The sequence below is a fragment of the Paraburkholderia sp. BR10936 genome, from assembly GCF_040965735.1.
GTDB lineage: Bacteria > Pseudomonadota > Gammaproteobacteria > Burkholderiales > Burkholderiaceae > Paraburkholderia > Paraburkholderia nodosa_A.
In genome coordinates, this window is the sequence record NZ_JBFRCM010000019.1 from 1 (window position 1) to 22,294 (window position 22,294).

Here is a 22,294-nt window from a genome sequence, read left to right on the forward strand (position 1 = left end):
CTGAAGCCCCGAGGGGCTTTGTTGTACTCGCGACGTCCGATTAGCGCAAATTCGGCGTATCGAACTCGATCGATCTGATTGCCTACCGCTCACCTCCGGAAAAAGTTGGTGTTTCCACACACTCTGGTTCTGCGCCGGCCCCTATACCAAAGGATGAGTCGGGCAAACAGCGAGTCAGGACCACCGACCCCTTCGTACAATGGATTTCTTCGCGTTGCCGGGCTACCTTGCAAGCGTGGACGGTACAGTTTCGCGGCTCGCTTTCGATGCCCCGCTCACTGGCGCCGGTTCGAGAACGAAGGTGCGACGCGAAGAGGCGGAAAATGTTCGGGCAAGCCGAAAATGACTTTGGATTCCTGATTCATACGACTTCGGAGCACGTCGTGCGCGGTGGCGTCGGCATTCTGGCACTCGGCTCCAGGCTTCCGCTTGCGTTCGCCGATGCGATGTGGATCCCGCTGATCTCGCTGGTCGACTGCGGGGGCAAGCTCGTTTTTCTGGTTTTCGCCTGTGCACCGCCCCACGAGAATGGCACGCGGGCCACGTCGCTCTGACAGGTCGGGGGCGTTTGGAATGAGACTTACCGAGCGATTCGTATGGGCGTTGCTTGTGCTGGCAGTGTGCTGGGTTCTGGATATGTCGGCGCACGAACGACACCGAGGGTTCTATGAACGATTGTTCAACGAGCAGTGCGACGCTCGCGACTATGTCGTCGAGATATATCGCACTGCATGGGCACCAAAGGATAAGAAATCAGCGGGCGGCGAGGACGTATCACTACGGCTGCCGCTCGCGCGCGCGAACGACGATGACGCGTGCGATCCCCTGCAGGACGGCGCTGAATCGTCCATAACGAAAACTGCGCAATGAAGACATTGCACATCGCCGCTTGCGCGTGATTGGCCAGGAGGAGAATCGTATGAATGAGTCGCAAGGTTCGGTGGATAACAGCAGTGCCGATGGGTCATCCGACGTTGCGGTGGCGGCACTGGTCACCGCGATCGAAGTATCCGTTCTCGACGGGACGCTCGATAGTCGGTGCGCCTCCAGCCTCATCTGCCGATTGAAAGAAGAAGCGACTCACATAATCGAGAGTGGCTATTCCACGCCTGCAGGCCGTTCAGAAATGGAACGCGCTTTTGGTGCCGTCGAGGCCGCGCTGCTAAGCCGTGACGCGCACCGTTTCGTGGCGACTTATGCAGCCTTGCGAGCAGGGGACGCTTTTTCACACGTTGGCGCGCAACTGCAAGGGGCGAAATCCGGTTGGCAGGCGGAGTGACAGATGCCACTCACCACGGTCGGAGATCCGAAGCGTCCAATTGGCGCCGCCGTGATAGCAACGATGTCCGTTTCAGGGTGCGCAAACTACGCGCCTTCGCTCAACGTGCTCGGCGCGTACTTTCCCGACTGGCTGTTTTGCATCGTCGCGGGCGTCGTGTTGACGGTCGTCATCTATCTGGTTCTGAAGCGCTTCGCGGTGGACCACCTGCTGGCGCCCTCCGCCGTGGTGTATCCCACGCTGGTCGCATTCCTGTCACTCGCCCTCTGGCTGGCGTTGTTCCAATATTGAATCCGCTTCAGGTGAGCTAATGGCGACAGGTGCGAGCAAGACCAGGAAGAAGGCATGGCCGGCGGTTCTCCTGGTCGTGGCGGCGCTGTTGCTGCTCTTTTTCGTGATCCGGCTGCTGGACCGCTCGCCTCGCACCGACGATGCCTATGTCTATGCGGATACGATCGACGTCGTGCCCGAGGTCAACGGCCGCATCGTCGAACTGGCGGTGCGCGACAATCAGGCGGTAGAGCAGGGCGATCTGCTGTTCCGCATCGATCCACGCCCGTACGAGGATGCGCTGGCGAGAGGCAAGGCATCGCTCGTCGCGCTCGATCGTCAGATCGAGCTGACTCAACGCACGGTCAACGCGCAGCAGTACAACGCACAGTCGGTGCGTGCGGCTGTCGAACGCTCCCGTGCCGCGGCGAATCAGGCGTCCGACACCTTGCACAGGATGGAGCCGCTGCTCTCGCACGGCTATGTGTCGGCAGAAGATGTCGACCGCGCACGCACGGCGCAGCGTGCAACCGAGGCCGAACTCAGCGCCGCGCAGCTACAGGCCCAGCAGGCGGCAGCGGCGGTGAGCGGGGTGGACGCGCTGGTCGCGCAGCGTGCCGTCATCATGGCCGAGATCGCAATTGCCGAACTGCACCTCGAATACGCAACGGTGCGCGCACCATTCGACGGACGCGTTGTCTCGCTGAAGACATCGACGGGGCAGTTCGCTTCCACACTCAAACCGGTCTTTACGTTGATCGACACGCGCCACTGGTATGTAGTCGCGAACTTTCGCGAGACCGAACTCAAGGGTGTGCGCGCAGGCACGCCCGCCACCGTCTACCTGATGAGCGACACCGGGCAGCGCTTTCACGGCGTAGTCGACTCGATCGGCTACGGCATCGCTTCAGAAGAAGCCGGCCTTGCCCTGCCTGGCGGTCTGCCGCACATCGAGCGCACGCTGAACTGGGTGCACGTGTCGCAACGCTTCCCGGTGAAGATCCTCGTGGGCAATCCGAACCCGGAGCTGTTTCGCGTCGGCACGTCAGCCGTGGCCGTGTTGCGGCCTGGGCGCGGCAATCACGGCGAAGGCCACTAAGGAGTACGGATGGCCGCTGCCGACTACCTGCCCGCCACGCTGCGCGATGCCGGCGCATTCCTGAAGCAGGAGCTAGCGACGTTCCCCGGGCGGATGAACGTGACGCTGCGCTGCATGCTGACGAGCGCAATTGTGATCGTCGTGTCGATGGCACTCGAAGTGCCCGAACTTGCGTTGTCGTTGCTGGTGGTGTTTTACGTCACGCAGTCGAACGTGGTGTTCACGCGGCTCGTCGGCATCATGTTCATTCTCGGATCGACGCTCGGCATCGGCCTGTCGATCTTGCTGCTGAAGTTCACGTACGACTATCCTTTGGTGCGCATCGTCATTGCGAGTCTGGTGTTCTTTTGCAGCGCGTACCTGATTCGCGTGCTGAAAATCGGCGTGGTGTTCTTCATTGTCGCCATTGTCGTCATCTACGTGCAGAGCTTCGTCGACCGGACCGACCAGGCCGACCTGCTGATCCGCGCAGTATTGTGGGTGTGGGTGGCCGTCAACTATCCGATCGCGCTGACGTTACTGGTCAATACGCTGCTGTTGCCCGCGGAACCGCAGTTGCAACTCAAGGCGGAGATCCATCGGCAACTCGAGGCGCTCGATGCCCGGCTCGTGGAACTGATCGAGGGCGGCGCGAGCAATGCGCCGCTAACGTCGCTCACGCCGGCGGACGTCCAGCAAGGCGCGCTGACGCTGCAAAAGCTGCTGCGGTTCGCGACGATGCGCGACGCCCACTATCGCGAGCATCAGGCGACGCAGCTTGCATGTATCGCGACGGTATCGCGTCTTTATCGCGCGGCGAGCGAGCTGCCGCCCGAGTGGCGAGGCGCGTCGGCGGCCCAACTGAAGATGCTGCACGAACTGCATGCGAACGTCCGCGCGCTCGACGAATCGGTGGCGCTGGGCGAGCCGTATCGCTACGTGAGCACCGTCACCGCTGTTGAGCGCAACGCCGCCGACACGATTCCCGTAGCCGCGGAATTGCAACGGGCGCTGTATGCCTACGCCGACCTCCTCGCGAGCGGCGCGACGCCAGGCGCTTCCGCTCCGAGTGAACCGATGGTCGCGCCCGACGCCTGGACTAACCCGGCCTATGCACGTTTCTCACTGAAGACGCTGCTCGCGGTGTTGATCTGTTACGTGTTCTACAACGCCGCAGACTGGCAGGGCGCCCACACGATCATGCTGACCTGCCTGATCGTCGCGCTGCCAAGCCTCGGCGCATCGGCGCAGCGTGCGTTGCTGCGGCTCGCCGGGGCCGTGATCGGCAGTGCGCTCGCGTTGTTCATGGTCGTGTTCGTCCTACCGCGCCTCGACGAAATAACGGGTCTGCTGCTGATGACGCTGCCCGTCATCGCGTTCGGGGCGTGGATTGCGGCGGGCTCGGAGCGAATCGGCTACGCCGGAATCCAGTTGGTGTTCACCTTTTCGCTGGCGTTGCTCGCGCGATTCGGCCCAGTCATCAATCTCACGGAAATCCGCGACCGGATGGTGGGCATCCTGCTCGGCGTTGGCGTCGCGACCTTCGTGCAGATGTCGTTCTGGCGAGAAGGCGAGGGCGATGTGCTGCGGCAGAAGCTCGCCACCATGCTGCGGGCGATCGCAGCTCAATTGCGCTCACCGCAAACCGGCGTGACCGGGCACGACGAATTACCCTATGAGCAGCGCCAATTGCAGGCGTGGGCCGTGCTGGCCGATTGCGAGGCGACGCTCTCCCGTGTCGCACTCGAGCCCGACTGGCGGGAGACGGACCAGCCGCAACTGACGCTGCGCGCGCAAACTGTTCTCGCACAGGGGCGCGAGATCATGCTGGCGGGTGATGCGTTGCGTACGCTGGTGGCGCAGGTCGAATTGTCCGACCCGGGAATGGCAGAAGCCGTGCGCCTGGCCCAGGACCAGGCATCAGCCGAGCTTGCGCGATATGCGGAGGAACTCGCGGCGAATCCACCGGCAGCCCGCGCACCGCGACGCATCGAGATCGTTGCGCAAGCCGGCGAACCGGCGCTCGCGACCGGCGGACCGCTCATCGAGGCCGCGGACGACCTGTCGCGGCAGGTCGCGGGATTGCCGGAATGGGCTGCTGACGCCGGCCTCCCGGAGCCCGCCGCGGCGCCATCGTCACAGGCCCTGCGATCATGATTGCGCGGGTGAATCGGCGAGGCGTGTCGTGGCACCGACGCTGCCTGTGCATCGTGTGGATGGCGTCCGTGCTGCCGGGGTGCGCGCTAATTCGCCATGACAGCCCGCCGTATACCGAGATCGCGCCCAGGCAGATCAATCTCGCGAACGATATCCATCTCGCGCGCGACGGCTGGCCCGCCGCCCGCTGGTGGACGCGCTACAACGACGCGCAGCTCGACGCGTTAATCGACCAGGCGCTCGCCAATGCACCGACGATGGTGATCGCGCGCACCCGCGTGGCGCAGGCAAAGTCTGACGTCGACCTCGTCAGGACAGGATCGAGCCTGCAAGTCAGTGCGATCGCCTTGCTCGATCGCGAGCATGTCTCGGCAAACGGTTTCCTGGGGCCGTTCGCGCAGAACGAGCCGGCGTTGGGTCTCACGGGCCCGTGGTACACCGAGGGCGTCGTCGGACTGGGCGCGAGCCTGAACGTCGACATTTGGGGCAAGCAGCGCGCGCAGATCGCGGCTTCGATTGGCGTGACGAACGCGAGGCTTGCGGAGACATCGGCGGTCGAACTCGAAATATCGGCCGATGTCGCGCAGCTCTATTTCGGCATTCAGACGAATTACCAGCTTATCGATCTATTGAACGAATCACACGAGATCGCGCAGTTTGCGGTGCAGGCCCACGAGGCGCGCGCGGCGCGCGGCCTCGAGCCCCGTACGCAGTTCGAAGAGGCCCGCGCGCAGCAGTTGGCCATCGAACGGCAGATCGTATCCACGCAGGCGCAGATCAGACAGTTTCGGGAATCATTGCGGGCGCTGGCGGGCGCGGGGCCCGAAGGCTTGCCGGAGATCAGGTCCGTTGCGCTTCCGGCCTCGCAGGCTATCTTGCCGGCGACGCTCTCCTATGAGCTTCTCGCCCGGCGCCCCGACTTGCAGGCCATGCGGTGGTATGTGCAGTCGTCCTTCGACCGGATCGACTCGGCGAAGGCTGCCTTCTATCCGAGTTTCGACATCAAGGCGTTTTTCGGCTACAACGCCTTGCATCTCGCCGATCTGTTCACGCACGCAAGCCGCCAGATCAACCTGATTCCGGGCCTGTACCTGCCGATCTTCGATGGCGGCATGCTCAATGCGAACTTGAGCGGCGCGCGCCAGGGGAGCAACCTGTTGATCGAGCAGTACAACCAGGCCGTGCTCAATGCGGTTCGCGATGTCGCGCAGACGGGTAGCCGTTTGCAGGCGCTCGACGCCGAAACCGACTTGCAAAAGCAGCGCATCGAATCGGTGACGTTCACGAGAGACAGTGTCGAAGCGTCCTGGCAACGCGGACTGACCAGCCAGCTCGCGGCGCTCCAAGCGCGCCAGCCGGTGATTGCCGAGCAGGTGGCACTGCTCGCGCTGAACGGGCAGACGCTCAGTCAGGAGGTCGCGTTGACGAAGGCGCTGGGCGGCGGCTATCGAGCCGATGCGCCCGTCGAACTGAAGCCTCGCTGAAGATTGATGTCCGCACGATGCGCCCCGAGGAAACTGAGCCCGGGGCGCCAAAGCTAAGCAATCAGTGAAAGGCAGGCTTCCGGCCCGACCCTTCAGCACTTGGCCGGCGACCTGTTCTCCGGCGGGTGTTGGTGCAGCTTCGGTGCGGTCGCGCTGCCGCCGTGAGTCTCGAGGTACTTGCACGCATTGACGATGTCACGCGCGAGCATCTGCGCCACATTGTGATTGATGTGCGGGCGGACCACCACGCGCAGGCTCTTGACCTCCTCGGCGTTGGCCGGCATCGAATACGCGGAAAGCACCCAACCCTTTTCACGGACCTTGTTGGACACATCGAATTCGTTGAACTTCGTGACGCCCTTGTCGAGCGTGACGGCCACCACCGGAATGCGCTGCTGCTCGTTCATGATGGTGAAATAGCCGCTGTCGACGAGTGTCTGACGCAAGGCGATGGCGTTGTCCAACGTCTGGCGCATGATCCGCTGATACCCGTCGAAACCCAGGCGCAAGAACTGATAGTACTGAACGGCGATCTGGAAAGCGTTGCGGCTGAAGTTCAGCGTGGCCGTCGGCATTTCGCCGCCCAGGTAGTTCACATAGAACACGAGGTCCTCATTGAACACACTGCGTTCGCGGAAGATCACCCAGCCCAGTCCCGGCGGCGTGAGCCCGTACTTGTGCCCCGATGCGTTGATGGACTGGACGCGCGGCAGCCGGAAGTCCCAGCGGTAGTCAGGATAGAGAAACGGATTGACGAAACCTCCCGACGCGCCGTCGATATGCATCGGAATCGAAATGCCGGTCCTCGCTTCATAAGCGTCGAGCCAGTCGTGGATCCCCTCGATGTCGTCGTCCTCGCCGGTGAAGGTCTGCCCGGCGATGGCAACGACAGCGATCGTATTTTCGTCTACGTACTTCTCCAGTTCGTCCGCCGTTAGCCGATAGTTACCGGTCTTGAGCGGAACGATCCGCGGTTCCACGTCGAAATAGCGCAGAAACTTCTTCCAGACGATCTGGACGTTGCCGCCCGTCACCATATTGGGGCGTGTGGCGTCCTTGCCGTCCCGCTCCCGCTTCTGGCGCCAGTTCCATTTGTGGGCGAGACCGGCGAGCATGCACGCTTCCGATGAGCCGACCGTCGCGGCGCCATACGGTTCGACGCCCTCCGGTCCGTTCCAGAGTTGGTGCAGCCATTTCACCATGCGCGTTTCCATGGCGAAAAGCTGCGGATACATGTCGTGGTCGATATAGTTCTTGAACATGTTTCGCTTGGCGATCTCGACCGCTTCGGGCTCAGCAAAGGTCGTGACGAACGATGACATGTTCAGCATCGGGTTCGTGTCGGTCCATTCCTGACTGAGGACGAGTGCCTCTGCTGCCCGCGCAGCGATGCCGTGTCGGGGAAACTCGTTTTCCGGAACGTTGATATTGAACTCTTCATACGACGACACTGCTGCAATTGGCGTAGCCATTGACTATCTCCTGGGGTTGAACATGCCATCGACAAGATGTGCCTTGCCGGGTAAGGCAACTGCTGGGACGGCGTGACAGGGCACGCCGGGTGCGCTTCATTGAATGCGTACGGGGCGGGGGGGCTACTTGAGTATCATGACGACGACCATGCCCCAGATCGTCAGCAGCGTATTGCCGACCGCGTATGTGACGGTGTAGCCGAGCCCTGGGACCTGGCTTCTCGCGGCGTCGCAAATCATCCCCAAGGCTGCCGTTGTGGTGCGGGCGCCGGCGCAACAACCCAGCACGATTGCGGGATGGAACCTGAACACGTACTTCGCGATGAACATGCCTAGAACCAGCGGGACCGCGGTCGCGAAGATGCCCCACAGAAAGAGGCTGACGCCGAGTTGCTTCAGGCCGAGCACGAAACCGGGTCCCGCCGTGATCCCCACCACGGCGATGAACACATTCAGTCCTACGGAGTTCATGAACCAGATCGTGGGCTCGGGGACACGTCCGAATGTTGGGTGGATGGCGCGCAACCAACCGAACACGATGCCGGCGATCAAGGCACCGCCCGCCGTTGAGAGTGTCAACGGAACGGCCCCGATATTGATGGTGATCGCGCCAACGAGTGCACCGATCGTGATCGCCAGCCCGACGAAGGCAACGTCCGCGGCATTGGTCGCCCGGTCGAGCGTGCCCAGTGCTTTGGCTGCTGCAGTCGTGTCCTGGGTCCGGCCAACGAGCGTGATCGTGTCGCCGCGGTGAAGCTGCGTGCTGGGAAGCACGGGAATCGGCGTCTCGGTCGGGCCGCGCTTGATCTTGCGGATGAAGACGCCTCGCGCTGCGGGAAGCGTGGACAACTGCTGAAGTGTCTGGCCGTCGACATCCTTTGTGGAGACATAGACATCGACTCCCTCGGCAGGAACCGCGAGGAGTTCGGCGTCGTCGATCTCCGCCCCGTTTGTGCCCAGCGCGGACACGAGCTGGTCGCGGCGCCCGGCGACAGCCACGACGTCACCCGTTGCAAGGACATAGTCGAGCCTTGCTTCCTCGATTGCGGTGCCGCGTCGGATACGTTCGATAAACAGACGCATGCCCTCGGTCTCCAGGGCTTCGACCTGGCGGACGGTCAGACCGACGAAAGGGCTCTCGCTCGCAATGCGAAACGCGCGCAGTTCGTATTGGTGCCACGCGCTACCCGCGCTGACGATCTGCTGCGTGCCGCCGAGGCTGGCTTCGTATTCCTTGCACGCCTTGACGAGATCGATTCGCAGGAGCTTCGGGCCGAGTTGGGCGAGGATGATGGCGGAGCCGACCGTGCCGAATATATAGCTGACGGCATAGGCGGTCGGCATGGCATCGAGCAACGCCTTCGTTTGCGGGGCGGGCAGTCCGAGTCGGCCGATGGCGTCCGTCGCCAACCCCATCGACGCGGAAATGGTCTGTGAGCCAGCGAGAAGGCCGGCGGCGGAACCGACGCCGTAACCGGCGATTTTGGCGGCGGCAATGGGGGCGGCAAGACACAGAACGCACTGGACAACCGAGAAAAGCGCCTGAGGAATACCGTCCTTAGCAATGCCTCTGACGAACTGCGGTCCGACTCCGTATCCTACGGCAAAGAGGAACATCAAAAAGAATATCGACTTGACATTGGCGGAGATCGGAATGCCCAGCTGTCCGATAGCGATGGCCGCAAGCAACGTCGAGGTGACGGCACCGAGACTGAAGCCCCGATAACTCTTTCCCCCCACCCAATAACCGATCCCTAGCGACATAAAGATCGCTATCTCAGGATGGCTGCGCAGCGTTAATACCAGCCAGTTCATTTGGTGATCCTCCGTAACATGTGCTTCAAGAAGTCAATAAAAAGAGAACAACGTTGCATTCCTAAGTAAAATATCGAGAACATTTGTGCGCTCACTTCGATTGTGGCGGCGGTGTTCACGTTCTCCGCCGACTTCTGCGTCACTTGTCACGGGGCGTCATGCAAGCCGCTGCCCGGCGTCAGATGCCACGTGCGGATCGTGGGCGCCTCGCGGCGACATTTGCACACCGGGTGGGGGCGGGGTGGTCGAGCGCTTTCGTGGGGAATCGCGAACGTGCGTTGTGTGCGTACGCGTTGCTGCCCACAAAATCCATGTGTGTAGCGTACTGAATATATCGGACTCCTGATGTTCTAGGGATAGCATATGGCCATCGAATGCGCGGTGGCGGAAGCTCAATTTGCTTCCGTCGATGACACCAAAGATACGCATGCAAGGCGAGAAAAACCATCGTACGAACGGGTGGCGTGGTTCTTCATTCGCGTGAGCGGTTCATACAGGGGTATGTTTGGGTCATCTGACCTTGGCGCGGCCAGAGTGCCAGCGGGAGCGGGGCGAAGCAGGTCGTCAGGAAGCGCGAAGTCGTTCGCCGAGGGAGGTAAATACGCGCCACTCACGTTGGCTATACGAAGATATACTTTTCCTGGACCAACGCCTTAATCCAGCAACCACTTGCACGTTTGTCGATACGCAGCCGCTGCGGTATTTTTCACTCGTCGCTATTTGTCGGGCGTCGTTCGACTCGCCCGCACAAGCTTTCAAAAGGCTTCTAAAACCCCGATGCCCCATTGGGCCGCAATCAGAATAGGGCGGCAACAATCGGCCGTGAGGGCCGAACGAAAGACCTGAAATTAGGAGAAGCCGTTGAGTTCAGGATCTGGCTTGACTTCGACGAAGGGCGCGTCCGATGGTCTGCCGTCGATGGTGTACGTGATCGACGATGATGAAGCGGTGCGAATCGCACTTGACGCACTCCTGCGCTCTGCCGGATTGCATGTGGAGACTTTCTCGGCCAGCCGCGAGTTTCTGGCGTTCCCGAAAAAGGCTGTACCGAGCTGCCTGATTCTCGATGTGAGGCTGCAAGGCGAAACGGGGCTTGCATTTCAGAAGGAGCTTGCAAAAAGCGAAATCCGGATGCCGGTTGTTTTCATGACCGGATACGCCGACGTTGCGATGTCGGTCAGAGCCATGAAAGCCGGTGCCTTCGATTTTCTCGCCAAGCCGTTTCGGGACCAGGAGATTCTCGACGCCGTTACCGACGCACTGGCGCGCGACGGCGAACGTGTCCAGGCCGAACAGGCGCTTGTCGCGCTGCGCGCTGCCTATGCTTCGTTGACCACTCGCGAACAGGAGGTCGTCCGTTATGTCATCTCGGGCCTGATGAACAAGCAGATTGCGGCGCAGATGAAACTCAGCGAAGTCACCGTCAAAATTCATCGAGGACACGCAATGAGAAAACTGGCTGCGCACTCGGTTCCGGATCTTGTCAGAAAGGCGCAAGCACTTGGCCTCAAGCCCCAAGTGAACGGACCTTCCTGAGAGCGTCGTCGTGTTGGGGACGTCGTCCCGGCGCCATCGTGCGGGGCCGGGTGCGCCAGCGGGCGATTATAGATTGCCTTGCGGCGGCGGCTCCTGCAACGCGAGGCTGAGCCAGCGCACCACGTCGTCGGCGGCAACGGGTTTCTCGAGCAAGACCAGTGCACCGTTTTCAATAACTTCGGCGTGCAGATCGAGAGTTGGAAACGCGGTGATGAAAATGGTGGGTGGTGCATTCCCCCGGCTACGAAGCCGGGCGTGGAGCGCGACACCGGACATGCCGGGCATTCGTACGTCGGAAATCAGGCAGGAGGTGTCTTCCACGTGTGCGGATTCGAGGAACTCCTCGGCAGATGCGAAGGTGCGTACGTTCCAGCCCAACGAACGAACAAGGTTCGCAGTCGCGATACGGACTGCCTCATCGTCGTCAACGATCGTAACTACCTCAGACGTAACCACGAGAAGGACCCCGATCGTCGAGAAGAAGGAAGGTGTGATATCGGCAGTGCATTGCGAAGAATAGTACGTGCATGCCGGAACAGAAATAATACGGATGTATGTAGCGCACGTGATGGAGTGCCAGGCATTTGCCGAATACACTCTTATGAGGGTATTCGTGCTCCGAGCCTTGCCGCTTGCTCTGTCGCGAAACGAGAACTACATGGAACCCGCAAGGCCTCGACTCGCGAAGTCGGCCTGGCGATCTGGTGTAGCGGTCCAGGGCACTGCACCGCCGGCCTTACGCTCTAACCTTGAAAACGAGAATTCTTGCCAGGAGGTCAGATGGAGGAACGCAAAGAACTGAGCGGCCTGACTAACGAACTCTTTCGGCAAGTCGTGGAGGCGGCTCCCAACGCCATGGTGATGGTGGACCGTGCCGGCAAGATCGTTCTCGTGAATGCGCAGGCGGAGAAGCTGTTCGGCTATGCGCGTGAAGAATTGATGACGAGAGGTATCGAAGCGCTTGTGCCCGAGCGTTTCCGATCTGGTCATCCGGATTTCCGGAGCGCATACTACACCGACATGAGGAGCCGCCCGATGGGGACCGGCCGCGACCTCTACGCAATGCGTAAAGACGGCTCCGAATTTCCCGTTGAAATAGGACTCAATCCTGTCTCTACCGACGAAGGCACGTTCGTCCTCGCGGCCGTCGTCGACATCACTGAGCGCAGGAGGCAGGAGGAACGTTTCCGGCAGGTGGTGGAAGCGGCGCCTAACGCAATGGTGATGGTGGACCACGATGGCCGGATCGTTCTCGTGAACGCACAAACGGAGAAGCTCTTCGGCTATCCGCGCAACGAACTGATCGGGCAAAGCATCGAAGCACTCGTGCCGGAGCGTTTCCGTGCGCACCACCCGGAATATCGCGCGTTGTTCTACAGCAATCTGACGAGCCGACCCATGGGAGCCGGCCGTGACCTCTACGGGCTGCGCAAGGACGGCTCGGAATTTCCCGTCGAGATCGGCCTGAATCCGCTGTCGACCGACGAAGGGAAATTCGTCCTCGCAGCCGTGGTCGACATCACGGCGCGCAAGCACGCGGAAGAGGAGTTGCTTAGAAAAACCGACGAATTGGCCCGCTCGAACAAGGACCTCGAACAATTTGCCTATCTGGCTTCGCACGACCTGCAGGAACCCCTGCGAGCAGTCGCCGGCCCCTTGCAGATGCTGCAGATGCGATACAAGGGGCAACTGGATAACCGTGCCGATGAATTCATTACACACGCGGTCGATGGCGCGACGCGGATGCAGGCGCTCATTAACGATCTGCTCGCCTATTCGCGGGTCGGCCGCTCCGATGACGCGCGCCAGTTGACTGACTGCGCGCAGATCCTCGATCAGGCGCTCAAGAGCCTGAGCGTCATGATGGAGGAAAGCGGCGCCGAGGTGAGGAAGGAAACGTTGCCTACCGTGGTGGCGATTCCGACGCACCTTACGCTTCTGTTCCAGAATCTCATCGGCAACGCCGTCAAGTTCCGCGACAAGTCACGCCCTGTACGGATCGACGTGGGTGCGAAGCGCCAGGGCGAGGGGTGGCTATTCTGGGTCAAGGACAACGGGATCGGTATCGATCCGCAATACTTCGAACGGATTTTCCTGGTCTTTCAACGCTTGCACACGCGCGCAGAGTATCCCGGCACCGGGATTGGCCTGGCGCTTTGCAAGCGGATCGTCGAACAGCACGGCGGCCAGATCTGGGTCGAGTCTGCTCCGGAGGAGGGCGCGACGTTCCTTTTCACGCTGGGCGTCAAGAACACAATCTGAAGCCGAACACGAAAAAGAGGAGACTTACGATGTTTTCCGAAAATAGCGAGCAGATGTTTCATATCCTGATGGTGGAGGATAGCCCCACAGACGTGATGATGACGCGCGAGGCGCTGGAATACTACAAGGTGCTCAATCCACTGCACATTGCGGAGGACGGCGTGGAGGCCATCGAGTTCCTCAAGCGAGAAGGAAAACATGCAAACGCACCCCGTCCCGGCCTGATCATCCTGGATCTCAACCTGCCACGAAAGAGCGGCCAGGAAGTGCTTCAAGAGCTGAAAACCGATCCGGAGTTGATGAACATTCCGGTCGTCGTGCTAACCACGTCCAAAGCCGAGGAGGACGTGGCGAAGTCGTATGGCCTGCACGCCAACTGCTACATCACCAAGCCCGTGGACTTCGAGAAGTTCGTTCAAGTCGTGCGCAGCATCAACGACTTCTGGCTTCGCGTCGTGACGCTACCGCCCGTTAAATCGTGAACATCGATCATGAAATACATATCCTCCTGATCGAGGACAGCGCGACTGACGCACTGTTGATCGACAGGGTGCTCGAGGACGTGGTGGAGTTCAAGTACCACGTGGTGCGCACCGAATCCATGGCGGAGGGCGTCGCGTGCGCGCGGACCACGCATTTCGACGTGGTGATTCTCGACCTGGGGCTGCCGGACGCAAAAGGGGGGCTCGACACCTTCAGGAAATTCCATCAGATGGTGCCCGGCATGCCGGTGCTGGTCCTTACCGGACTGGACGATAATTCGGTCGGTCTGCTGTCCATTCAGCACGGTGCACAGGACTATCTCCTCAAGAAGGATATCCGCGCTTCGGAACTGAGCCGCGCGATCCGTTACGCAATCGAACGCCACCGCGTCGCGGTCGAGCTAAGGGCGAGCGAGGAACGCTTTCAGCTCGCAGTGAGGGGCGCGACAGCGGGCTTGTGGGACTGGAATCCGCAGACGGGCGCGATGTACTTTTCGCCCCATTTCAACGCAATCATGGGCTACGAGGAAAACGACCTGCCGAATGAAGCGAGTGTGCATCAGGAGGCAATTCATCCAGAAGACATCGAGCGGGTGACGGCCTGCCTCACGGCGCATCTGGAGCACAAGAACGCCTACGACGTCGAATATCGTATTCGCACCATGTCGGGAGAATACCGATGGGTTCAGTCTCGCGGACAGGCACTCTGGAACAATTCCGGCCAGCCCTATCGGATGGTGGGCTGGATCATCGACGTGACGGAGCGAAAACTGGCCGAAGCGGCACAGCGCGATTCACGCGAGCGGGCGGCGGACGCGTTGCAGCAAACCCAGGCCGATATGGCGCGCCTGAACCGCGTCTTGATGCTCGGCGAAATGGCGGCCTCGATTGCGCACGAGGTCAAGCAGCCCGTGTCCGCCGTCGTCATGCATGCTACGGCCGGATTGCGCTGGCTGGATGCCCAGCCTCCGGAGCTGGAGGAGGCACGGCAGTCGCTGAATCACATTCTCAAGCAAGGCAACCGGGTCGTGGAGGTTGTTGGCCACGTGCGATCTCTCGTCAAGCAGGCGCCGCCGCGCGAGGACCCGGTAGATATCAACGAGGCCATTGTCGAAGTGCTGGCCCTGATCAACGCCGAGTTGCAGAGAAACAGCGTGCGGTTGCAGACTTGCCTTTCCGCAAACCTGCCGCCTGTGCTCGGGGACCGGGTCAAGATGCAGCAGGTGATCGTCAATCTTGTCATGAATGCTGCGGAGGCGATGAGCGCAGTGAGTGACAGACAGCGCGAGCTGACGATCGTCTCTGAGCGGAGTGACTCGAACGATGTGATAGTCGAGGTGTGGGACACCGGTTTAGGACTTCCACCAGGGAGTACAGAACAATTGTTCCGCTCGTTCTACACCACCAAACCCAACGGAATGGGCATGGGACTCTCCATTAGCCGATCGATTGTCGAAGCCCATGGCGGGCGACTGTGGGTCACGCCTCGTGAGCCGAATGGCACGGTGTTCCGGTTCACACTGCCGATTGAGGCAAATTGAGGCGAATATCGCACAATAGCCGAAATCCGTGCTGTTGCCAGTTGCAGGTCCTTCTACAGGGAAGAGTCTACTCATGATAGTCAGCATCCCGACGATCAGCGCGAGCTTGCGTGAACGTACGGCTTTGCTTGCAGCGAACCCGACGGCCGTGAATGAGCGCATGTATGAGACGCTGATGAGCCTCGAAGGTTACGAGAACCTGATGCCATCAGTCAGACAGGACATTGCAGCGTCGATCGACTTGACGGCCGGTTTGTGGTTCCAGTCGCTTCTGACGGGTCGACCACCATCGGCGGACGACATGGATCGCTTCCGCGAGTTCGGCCGCCGACGCGTTCACCAGCGCGTACCGCTGCAATCCGTACTGCGTGCCTTCCGGCTCGGATCGCGCGAAATCTGGCGCACTTACATTGCGCTGGGCGAGGACGATGGAAGCCTCGTCGACGAATTGCTGTTCGTCATCTCGCCGTATCTTTTCGACTTTTTTGACGTCATGGCGCAGAGCATCGCGCAAAGCTATCTCGAAGAGCAGTATCAACAAGCGCGCTGGCGTGAGGCGTTGCGTCATCAGCTTTACAACATTGTCTTTTATACACCGGATGATCACGACGGCTTTCGGGAAACAGTGGAGGCGTTGGGTCTCGATTCCACTGCGCCACGCGTGGCGCTCGCCATCGACATCGAACTACCCGAGCATACGTCGTACGAACGTGAACGGGAACTCGACCGCATCGCACTGGCGTCAGCGCGTCATCTTGCTGCCGCGCCAGGCGATCTGGTGCGGGCGTGGCATCGTGGCAGGCTGATTCTGTGGGCACCCTGCCTGCGAGGCGATTCGATCAACCGTATCGATCGGCTCACGGCAGAACGGGCCGGTGCGCTGGCGGCTGCGGTGCCGGAGCTTCATCGTATCGGCGTTGGCCTGATGAACGAAGGCGCGTCGGGTTGGGCGGCCACGGTCGACGAAGCGATCCGGGCATTGGACTTCACACCCAAAAGCCAGGGGCAGTCGCAGGTCGCAATGTATTCTAGTATCCTCATTGAAGAAAGCGCGCGTCTCGCATCGAACGCGCGGCGCTACCTCGTCTCCCTGCTCGAACAGCTAGCCAACGAGCCTGAGCTGGTGGCGACGCTGCAGACCTATTTCGAGCAGGGGCAGCGGCGCGGCCAGTCAGCGGCCGCCCTTGGCATTCATCCAAATACGCTGAACTACAGGATGGAACGCATTGAGGCGCTGCTCGGGGCGAGCCTCGACGACGTCGGCTGGATTGAGAAGCTCGACATCGCTCTGAAGCTGCGTCGGGCGCCGACGTGAGTCCTCGTTCGCAGGCAACTATCGTCACGTCGTGGGCTGGGAGATCGTGATTCGAAAGATCAATTTGGATTGCGAACCGATGCGCGGGTAGAAGCCACTGTGGCCTTTGCAGGCATCCACGGACCGATAAATGCGCATGTAAGAGGTCAACGCCACTTCGAGGATGATCCTGTTTACGCATTCACGGTGCTCTTCTTCTCGACAGTGCCCTTCAAGTGCGCGAGCCGCAAGGTCGATCCCAAACGCGTCGGCCAGACGCACCCATACCCGGAGCGCCCTGGCGACGACTTGTTGGGTGTGAGGGTTGCCGTACTTTTCGTTCAGATATAGCGTGCCTGGCACGTGGAGGCGCCCAGTCTCGGCTGCCATGAGGTAGACCTTCAATCCGTGGGTTTCAAGCCTCATAAGGTGACAAATATTCGTTTGCTCACAAAACACCGATGAAACCGACCAGGCAGAATCATTCTGACCTGTGATAGGCTGTATAAATATACAGTGTTTTTGGGGGCGGAAAATGGGACGGGATCATCGTCACTTCCCTCCGCTCACGGCGGCGGAACTGGCTGAAATCTACGACCGGAATCCCTTGCCCGTCGTATTGCGGTTGCTATGGGAAATCCACCGGTTGCGCTCCACCATCGGCCGGGCGAACCAGATCCGGCTCACGATCGGCACGCGCGTCGGCAAGGCGAATACGCCTGCGGGCATGTGGGAGCGTTTCGAGCAGGAACTCGACGCGGAGCCGTGTTTGACCGATCCGCTCACGGCGCGTCAAAAGGGTTTGCTGCATGAGGGCGAGCCCGAAGGGCGGCTGCGGCGCAGGCGGCGCAACGGCGATTGATCGTTGGCCTGCGCAGCCGGCTTGGTGAGATAGAGGGTGCGCTCGAAAATGCGGCGTGCGGGGTTTCGTCTCCCATCATGTGGGTTCCCGCAAGGTCGCCAACCATTCGTATGGCACGCTGAAATTTGGCTGTAAGTGGTCCTTGTTAGAGTCTACGAAAGCAGTTGTCTTTCGTGGCAGTCAACACAAGAGCGACTTCTCATGGCTATTGTCCGCGCGTGCTGGTTCGTTCTGGCGCTGCTTCTCAGTGCTCCCGTCTGGGCTTACCAGACGCGTGTCGTTTCGATCCCTAGCGCCGCGATGCAGCGCTCGTTCGACGCGACCGTCGTCTTGCCCGACGACTACGCGCGTGGCAACCACGCCTCGCGCTTTCCGGTGATCTACGTGCTGCACGGTTCGGGCGGCAGTTATGCCGACTGGACCTCGAACACCCGCATCGGCAAGCTCGCCGACCGCTATCACGTCGTGCTCGTGATGCCGGACGGCGGTCACGAGAGCTGGTATATCGACAGCCCGTTCGATCGGAGCAGTCGTTACGAAACGTATGTGGGCAGCGAGGTCGTGTCGTATATCGACACGCATTTCCGCACGATCGCGATGCGCGAGGCGCGGGCGATCACGGGTTTGAGCATGGGCGGATTCGGCGCGCTGCGTATTGCGCTGGACCGGCAGGAGACGTTCGGTGCGGCCGGCAGCATAAGTGGCGCTGTCGATCCGCGCAACTGCGAAGACGAGCCCGGCATCGATCACGTATTCGGCGACCCCGCGCGACACGCGTCGTTCTGGAACAACAATGCGATCGTGGATAGCGCGCAGGACTTCGCACACGCCCATATCGCGCTCACGATCGACTGCGGCGTGAGCGACTTTTTCGTACAGTCGAACCGCACGCTGCATGAAAAGCTCGTCGAACTAGGCGTGCCTCACGATTACGCGGAACGTCCAGGCGGCCACACGTGGTCCTATTGGTCGAACTCGATCCGCTACCAGGTGCTCTTCTTCGCCACGGCGTTCCAGCGCGCCGGCTGGCATCCGCAAGTGGCGTAACGCATCACGAAGCGCGCGCTTGTCCGGTGCGCGCGTGTTTGCCAGCACCCTTGCGAGGCGATTCCGTCACATCATTCCCCTCGGAGACCTGCCCGATGCCGGGCACCGCGCTTGCTGCAGTGGATTCTGCAGGGGCGGGCGCGTAGATCCGTCCTGCTCAACCAGATGCCGGGCATCAGGCGACCGCACGCGGCGCCGGGGCGCGGCGACCACCCTTGAGCCGGGTTGCACCGGATGCAGGAGGACGTCATGCTTCAATACGCTGTCATTTTCTTCATCATCGCGATCATCGCGGCCGTGTTCGGTTTTGGCGGCATTGCGGCGGGTGCGGCATCGATCGCCAAGATCCTGTTCTTCATCTTCCTCGTGATTTTCCTCGTCACGTTGGTGCTTGGCGTCGTAAGAAGGGGCTAATAGCGAGCCACGCTAGTGGCAGTCGAATCGCAGCCCGCCCAGGCGGGCTGCATTTTTGTATTCGACGGATGCCTTCGTGTCATTCGCATTGCGAATTAAATAGCCAGGCTTGCAGCCGGAGGCATCACGCGATCGTATCCACCACGCCGCCATCCACACGCAAGGCCGCGCCCGTGGTCGCGGAAGCCTCCTTCGAGCATGCGTAGACGATCATGTTCGCCACTTCCTCCACGCTCGCCGCGCGCCGGATGATGGAAGAGGCGCGATGCGTCTGCACGAACTGCGCGGCGACTTCCTCGACGGTCTTGCCCGAAGCGGCCACTTCGTCCTTGAGCATGTGCGTCACGCCATCGGAAAGGGTGGGGCCCGGCAGCACCGAATTGACCGTGACGCCCGTGCCCGCAAGGCGCTTGGCGAGGCCGCGTGCGAGTGAGAGTTGCGCGGTTTTCGTCATGCCATAGTGGATCATGTCGGCGGGAATGTTCAATCCCGATTCCGATGAGATGAACACGATGCGCCCCCAGCCGCGCTTGACCATTGCATTCGCATAGGCGCGCGAGAGCCGTACGCCCGACATCACGTTCGTTTCGAAGAAGCGGAGCCACTCGGCATCGGGAATCTCGAAGAAGTCCTGCTGCTGAAACACGCCGAGATTGTTCACGAGGATGTCCACCTGCGGATGCGCCTTCACGAGCGCGTCGCATCCCTGGGCACTGGAAAGATCGCCGACGAAGCCCTGCACCCGCGCGCCGGGCGCAGCGGTACGCAGCGCCGCCTCGGCTTCGCGCACGTTTTCGGTGTGACGGCTGCTGACGATCACGTCGGCGCCCGCGAGCGCGAGGCCCTTGGCCGCGGCAAGGCCGATGCCCGCAGCCGAGCCGGTGACGAGCGCGAGTTTTCCAGTCAGATCGATTTTCATGCGGGCTCCTTGAGGGGGAAGGCTGGCCGCGCTTTCCAACGCGCGTTGAATGCGTATCGAACGTCCTGGACGCAACGTCGCGCGCGGCCATCGTGAAGGGAACGGGCAGTGTACTGCGTGGGCGCTTCGGATGCGTTCTCAGGCGCCTCACGCACCCATCGCCGGATCGCTCACGCTGTCCCTGCCGGTTTCTACCCGGCCCGCGAAACGCCTTAGCACGCCGTTCTCCGCGGTCAGCGTGAAGTCGTACCAGCCGCCCGAATCCGCGAGCGCCCAGTTCGACTGCACCTGTTCGCCGGCGCGCAACGCGTAAGTCCAGGGCCCGTCGCTGCGGTAGGCATTGGCCGCCACGCTCACGTTCGAAGCTGCGCTCGCGCGATTCGCGATGCTCAGTTCGAGTGCATTGTTCGCGGCGTCGTAGCGCACGCGCACTTCGGGATTGGGGCCATGCGCGGCCGCGCGCACATTGCCCTCGAAGGCGCGATGGAAACCGTTCGGGCCAAGCACCCACAGGTGGTAGGCGCCGTCGTCAGCGGCGCTGGGCGTCCACGTGTCGCGCAGTGTCTTGCCGGCTTCGACGGTGTAGCGGCGGGGCGACCTGTCGAGATGAAGCGTGTCGTACACGTGGAAGACGGCGCCGGCGTTGCCTTCGTTGCCGAACGCCAGTTGAACCTTGTGATGACGCCCGTCGACGCTCGCATCCACGTTGAGGCGGTACGGCAGTGCGCGCGATGGCCGCGCGCGGCGCGCCTGCTGCGGCATGGCTTGCGTGCCAGGCTGCGGCACCGGCACGGGCTTGAGCGCGTTCTGCTGCTTGTTGAGCGCATCGGCGTCGGCCTTCGTGGGGGCCGAAAACGCCTGCATGGGCTTTTCATTCGGCGTGCTGAAGTTGAACGCCGAGGTGAAATCGCCGAATACCGCGCGCCGCCACGGGCTGATATTCGGTTCGCGCACGCCGAAGCGCGTTTCGATGAAGCGCAGCACCGACGTGTGATCGAAGACTTCGGAGTTCACATAGCCGCCCGTGCTCCACGGCGAAACGACGATCATCGGCACGCGCGGCCCCGGCCCGAACGGCAAGCCGTCTGGCTTGACCGGCTTGCCGTCGCCGGGAGGGTTCCGCATGGTGAAGTATTCGTGGCGCGTAGTGGCCGTGGATTTGCCTGCGTACTCGCCGTCCTTGATGGGCGAGGGTGGGCAAGGCGGCGGCATGTGATCGAAGAAGCAATCGTTCTCGTCGAAGTTCACGAAGAGCACGGTCTTGCTCCAGATGTCCGGGTTGCGCGTCAGCGCTTCGAGCAGCCGTTGAAGATAGTACGCGCCCTGGCCCGGCGTCGAAACGGCGGGGTGTTCGGAATAGGCTTGCGGCGCGATGATCCAGCTCACCTGAGGCAGCTGGTTTGTCGCAATGTCGTCATTGAGCGCCTGCAGGAAGCCGCCGTCGGACATGGTATTGCCTACCCCTTTATAGAGCGGCTCGCGTGCGTCGAGCGCCTGGGTCCACGGCAGGTTGGGCGAGCCATCGATCGCCTCGAGCACCTTGCGATAGTTCGCGAACCCCACAAGCGGATTGTCGGTGTAGTTATCGGGCTGGTTTTCGTACACTTTCCACGTCACGCCTGCGGCCTGCAGGCGTTCCGGATAGGTGGTCCATTTCAGGCCCGTGGACGGCGCGCCGATGTTGTCCCAACCATTGTTGTCGACCACGGCATAAGGCGAGGCCGTAGGGCCGTTGGTGCCGGTGAACAGAAAGAGTCGGTTCGCATTGGTGCCGCCATGCAGCGAGCAGTAGTAGGCATCGCAGATCGTGAAGGCGTTGGCGAGCGCGAAATGAAACGGCAGGTCGGAGGCCTGGAAATAGCCCATCGAGGCGGCGCCCTTGAACTTGGGCCAATGCGTCATGCGGCCGTGGTCCCAGGCCTCGTGTGCGTCGGCCCAATTGTGCGCGCCGCCCGCGAGCAACGCGTTGCCCTTGCGGCTGTCCAGGTAGAACGGCATCAGCGTGCGTGTGCCGTCGCTCTGTTGCCATACATTGGCGCCGTGGGGCAGGGGAATCGTGATGCGGTCCGAGAAGCCGCGCACCCCGGGCAGCGTGCCGAAGTAGTGGTCGAACGCGCGGTTTTCCTGCATGAAGACGACGATATGCTGCACGTCTTCAATCGTTCCGGTTGCGTTGTTGGCAGGAATGGCCAGCGCCCGCTGAATGGCGGGCGAAGCCAGGCTGAGCGTCGCGCCCGCGGCGGCGGCGCGAAGGAAATCACGGCGGTCCATCGAAGTCATGGTGTGTTCGCGTTGTTGTCGTTGTGCTCGCGACCATCAGCATGACACGTTGGCGCCGCCGCGGGCGCCCGATGAACGGTTACGGGTGCACGTGCGCGCCCG

General features: G+C 61.5%; 21 protein-coding genes. 15 read left to right on the top strand and 6 right to left on the bottom strand.

All coding sequences use genetic code 11. The annotated features are described in order from the left end of the window. Positions 1–323 precede the first annotated feature (323 nt). From AB4Y36_RS31520 to AB4Y36_RS31550, 7 genes are read left to right on the top strand one after another with little or no spacing between them, the layout of a single operon-like run. Positions 324–554 carry a hypothetical protein gene (locus AB4Y36_RS31520; protein ID WP_368685086.1) on the top strand — a complete coding sequence of 77 codons (231 nt, stop codon included), beginning with the start codon at positions 324–326 and terminating at the stop codon, positions 552–554. A 19-nt stretch (positions 555–573) separates the two neighbouring features. Then, on the top strand, positions 574–870 hold the full coding sequence (locus AB4Y36_RS31525; RefSeq protein WP_368603456.1) for a hypothetical protein: 297 nt from the start codon (positions 574–576) through the stop codon (positions 868–870). A 49-nt stretch (positions 871–919) separates the two neighbouring features. Continuing rightward, entirely contained in the window at positions 920–1,279 is a 360-nt protein-coding gene (locus tag AB4Y36_RS31530; protein ID WP_368603457.1) for a hypothetical protein, read from the top strand. A gap of 3 nt (positions 1,280–1,282) precedes the next feature. Further along, positions 1,283–1,570, top strand: a complete 288-nt coding sequence (locus AB4Y36_RS31535) for a YtcA family lipoprotein (RefSeq protein WP_368603458.1) — start codon at positions 1,283–1,285, stop codon at positions 1,568–1,570. Between the two features lie 19 nt (positions 1,571–1,589). Beyond that, positions 1,590–2,648, top strand: a complete 1,059-nt coding sequence (gene mdtN, locus AB4Y36_RS31540) for a multidrug transporter subunit MdtN (protein ID WP_368685087.1) — start codon at positions 1,590–1,592, stop codon at positions 2,646–2,648. Between the two features lie 9 nt (positions 2,649–2,657). Next, positions 2,658–4,784 carry an FUSC family protein gene (locus AB4Y36_RS31545; protein WP_368685088.1) on the top strand — a complete coding sequence of 709 codons (2,127 nt, stop codon included), beginning with the start codon at positions 2,658–2,660 and terminating at the stop codon, positions 4,782–4,784. Between the two features lie 23 nt (positions 4,785–4,807). Then, positions 4,808–6,268 carry an MdtP family multidrug efflux transporter outer membrane subunit gene (locus AB4Y36_RS31550; protein WP_368685089.1) on the top strand — a complete coding sequence of 487 codons (1,461 nt, stop codon included), beginning with the start codon at positions 4,808–4,810 and terminating at the stop codon, positions 6,266–6,268. Between the two features lie 92 nt (positions 6,269–6,360). On the opposite strand, the gene AB4Y36_RS31555 is transcribed toward AB4Y36_RS31550, so the two are convergent. Together AB4Y36_RS31555 and aspT are read right to left on the bottom strand one after the other, a co-directional pair. Then, the gene (locus tag AB4Y36_RS31555; RefSeq protein WP_368685090.1) at positions 6,361–7,740 is read right to left on the bottom strand and encodes a glutamate decarboxylase; all 1,380 of its coding nucleotides are present in this window, start codon (positions 7,738–7,740) and stop codon (positions 6,361–6,363) included. A 123-nt stretch (positions 7,741–7,863) separates the two neighbouring features. Further along, positions 7,864–9,555 carry an aspartate-alanine antiporter gene (gene aspT / locus AB4Y36_RS31560; protein ID WP_368685091.1) on the bottom strand — a complete coding sequence of 564 codons (1,692 nt, stop codon included), beginning with the start codon at positions 9,553–9,555 and terminating at the stop codon, positions 7,864–7,866. A 918-nt stretch (positions 9,556–10,473) separates the two neighbouring features. On the opposite strand from aspT, the gene AB4Y36_RS31565 reads away from it, so the two are divergent. After that, positions 10,474–11,091: a response regulator transcription factor gene (locus tag AB4Y36_RS31565; protein WP_368603504.1), complete on the top strand. Its 618-nt coding sequence runs from the start codon at positions 10,474–10,476 to the stop codon at positions 11,089–11,091. 66 nt (positions 11,092–11,157) lie between these two features. Here the strand turns inward: AB4Y36_RS31565 and AB4Y36_RS31570 are convergent, their stop codons facing one another. After that, positions 11,158–11,688 carry a response regulator transcription factor gene (locus AB4Y36_RS31570; RefSeq protein ID WP_368685092.1) on the bottom strand — a complete coding sequence of 177 codons (531 nt, stop codon included), beginning with the start codon at positions 11,686–11,688 and terminating at the stop codon, positions 11,158–11,160. Between the two features lie 183 nt (positions 11,689–11,871). Here AB4Y36_RS31570 and AB4Y36_RS31575 point away from each other — a divergent pair, with 183 nt between their 5' ends. The 4 genes from AB4Y36_RS31575 (at position 11,872) to AB4Y36_RS31590 (ending at position 16,691) form a co-directional block, all read left to right on the top strand. Then, the gene (locus AB4Y36_RS31575; protein WP_368685093.1) at positions 11,872–13,353 is read left to right on the top strand and encodes a PAS domain S-box protein; all 1,482 of its coding nucleotides are present in this window, start codon (positions 11,872–11,874) and stop codon (positions 13,351–13,353) included. A 29-nt stretch (positions 13,354–13,382) separates the two neighbouring features. Further along, positions 13,383–13,835: a response regulator gene (locus AB4Y36_RS31580; protein ID WP_368603466.1), complete on the top strand. Its 453-nt coding sequence runs from the start codon at positions 13,383–13,385 to the stop codon at positions 13,833–13,835. After that, on the top strand, positions 13,832–15,376 hold the full coding sequence (locus AB4Y36_RS31585; RefSeq protein WP_368603467.1) for a PAS domain-containing protein: 1,545 nt from the start codon (positions 13,832–13,834) through the stop codon (positions 15,374–15,376). Before AB4Y36_RS31580 ends, AB4Y36_RS31585 begins: the two co-directional genes overlap by 4 nt. A 73-nt stretch (positions 15,377–15,449) precedes the next feature. Continuing rightward, a complete protein-coding gene (locus tag AB4Y36_RS31590; protein WP_368603468.1) occupies positions 15,450–16,691 on the top strand; it encodes a PucR family transcriptional regulator in 1,242 nt (413 codons plus the stop codon). Positions 16,692–16,715: 24 nt separating this feature from the next. Here AB4Y36_RS31590 and AB4Y36_RS31595 read toward each other — a convergent pair whose 3' ends face one another. Further along, a complete protein-coding gene (locus AB4Y36_RS31595) occupies positions 16,716–17,060 on the bottom strand; it encodes a hypothetical protein (RefSeq protein WP_368685094.1) in 345 nt (114 codons plus the stop codon). A gap of 145 nt (positions 17,061–17,205) precedes the next feature. Between AB4Y36_RS31595 and AB4Y36_RS31600 the strand changes: the two genes are divergently transcribed. From AB4Y36_RS31600 to AB4Y36_RS31610, 3 genes are all read left to right on the top strand, one after another. Next, positions 17,206–17,532, top strand: a complete 327-nt coding sequence (locus AB4Y36_RS31600) for a hypothetical protein (RefSeq protein ID WP_368685095.1) — start codon at positions 17,206–17,208, stop codon at positions 17,530–17,532. A 201-nt stretch (positions 17,533–17,733) separates the two neighbouring features. After that, the gene (locus AB4Y36_RS31605; protein ID WP_342947120.1) at positions 17,734–18,579 is read left to right on the top strand and encodes an alpha/beta hydrolase family protein; all 846 of its coding nucleotides are present in this window, start codon (positions 17,734–17,736) and stop codon (positions 18,577–18,579) included. Between the two features lie 249 nt (positions 18,580–18,828). Further along, on the top strand, positions 18,829–18,993 hold the full coding sequence (locus AB4Y36_RS31610) for a DUF1328 family protein (RefSeq protein ID WP_028210724.1): 165 nt from the start codon (positions 18,829–18,831) through the stop codon (positions 18,991–18,993). A gap of 124 nt (positions 18,994–19,117) precedes the next feature. Here AB4Y36_RS31610 and AB4Y36_RS31615 read toward each other — a convergent pair whose 3' ends face one another. Next, positions 19,118–19,912 carry an SDR family NAD(P)-dependent oxidoreductase gene (locus tag AB4Y36_RS31615; RefSeq protein WP_069266094.1) on the bottom strand — a complete coding sequence of 265 codons (795 nt, stop codon included), beginning with the start codon at positions 19,910–19,912 and terminating at the stop codon, positions 19,118–19,120. A 147-nt stretch (positions 19,913–20,059) separates the two neighbouring features. Continuing rightward, positions 20,060–22,192 (bottom strand): phosphocholine-specific phospholipase C, encoded by a 2,133-nt coding sequence (locus AB4Y36_RS31620; protein ID WP_368685096.1) that lies wholly within the window; start codon positions 22,190–22,192, stop codon positions 20,060–20,062. Positions 22,193–22,294 lie beyond the last annotated feature (102 nt).

Excerpts from the sequence above, each read along its gene's own strand:
- AB4Y36_RS31520 (WP_368685086.1), top strand. The coding sequence starts at position 324 with ATGTTCGGGCAAGCCGAAAATGACTTTGGATTCCTGATTCATACGACT.
- AB4Y36_RS31525 (WP_368603456.1), top strand. The coding sequence starts at position 574 with ATGAGACTTACCGAGCGATTCGTATGGGCGTTGCTTGTGCTGGCAGTG.
- AB4Y36_RS31530 (WP_368603457.1), top strand. The coding sequence starts at position 920 with ATGAATGAGTCGCAAGGTTCGGTGGATAACAGCAGTGCCGATGGGTCA.
- AB4Y36_RS31535 (WP_368603458.1), top strand. The coding sequence starts at position 1,283 with ATGCCACTCACCACGGTCGGAGATCCGAAGCGTCCAATTGGCGCCGCC.
- mdtN (WP_368685087.1), top strand. The coding sequence starts at position 1,590 with ATGGCGACAGGTGCGAGCAAGACCAGGAAGAAGGCATGGCCGGCGGTT.
- AB4Y36_RS31545 (WP_368685088.1), top strand. The coding sequence starts at position 2,658 with ATGGCCGCTGCCGACTACCTGCCCGCCACGCTGCGCGATGCCGGCGCA.
- AB4Y36_RS31555 (WP_368685090.1), bottom strand. The coding sequence starts at position 7,740 with ATGGCTACGCCAATTGCAGCAGTGTCGTCGTATGAAGAGTTCAATATC.
- aspT (WP_368685091.1), bottom strand. The coding sequence starts at position 9,555 with ATGAACTGGCTGGTATTAACGCTGCGCAGCCATCCTGAGATAGCGATC.
- AB4Y36_RS31565 (WP_368603504.1), top strand. The coding sequence starts at position 10,474 with ATGGTGTACGTGATCGACGATGATGAAGCGGTGCGAATCGCACTTGAC.
- AB4Y36_RS31575 (WP_368685093.1), top strand. The coding sequence starts at position 11,872 with ATGGAGGAACGCAAAGAACTGAGCGGCCTGACTAACGAACTCTTTCGG.
- AB4Y36_RS31580 (WP_368603466.1), top strand. The coding sequence starts at position 13,383 with ATGTTTTCCGAAAATAGCGAGCAGATGTTTCATATCCTGATGGTGGAG.
- AB4Y36_RS31590 (WP_368603468.1), top strand. The coding sequence starts at position 15,450 with ATGATAGTCAGCATCCCGACGATCAGCGCGAGCTTGCGTGAACGTACG.
- AB4Y36_RS31595 (WP_368685094.1), bottom strand. The coding sequence starts at position 17,060 with ATGGCAGCCGAGACTGGGCGCCTCCACGTGCCAGGCACGCTATATCTG.
- AB4Y36_RS31600 (WP_368685095.1), top strand. The coding sequence starts at position 17,206 with ATGGGACGGGATCATCGTCACTTCCCTCCGCTCACGGCGGCGGAACTG.
- AB4Y36_RS31605 (WP_342947120.1), top strand. The coding sequence starts at position 17,734 with ATGGCTATTGTCCGCGCGTGCTGGTTCGTTCTGGCGCTGCTTCTCAGT.
- AB4Y36_RS31610 (WP_028210724.1), top strand. The coding sequence starts at position 18,829 with ATGCTTCAATACGCTGTCATTTTCTTCATCATCGCGATCATCGCGGCC.
- AB4Y36_RS31615 (WP_069266094.1), bottom strand. The coding sequence starts at position 19,912 with ATGAAAATCGATCTGACTGGAAAACTCGCGCTCGTCACCGGCTCGGCT.
- AB4Y36_RS31620 (WP_368685096.1), bottom strand. The coding sequence starts at position 22,192 with ATGACTTCGATGGACCGCCGTGATTTCCTTCGCGCCGCCGCCGCGGGC.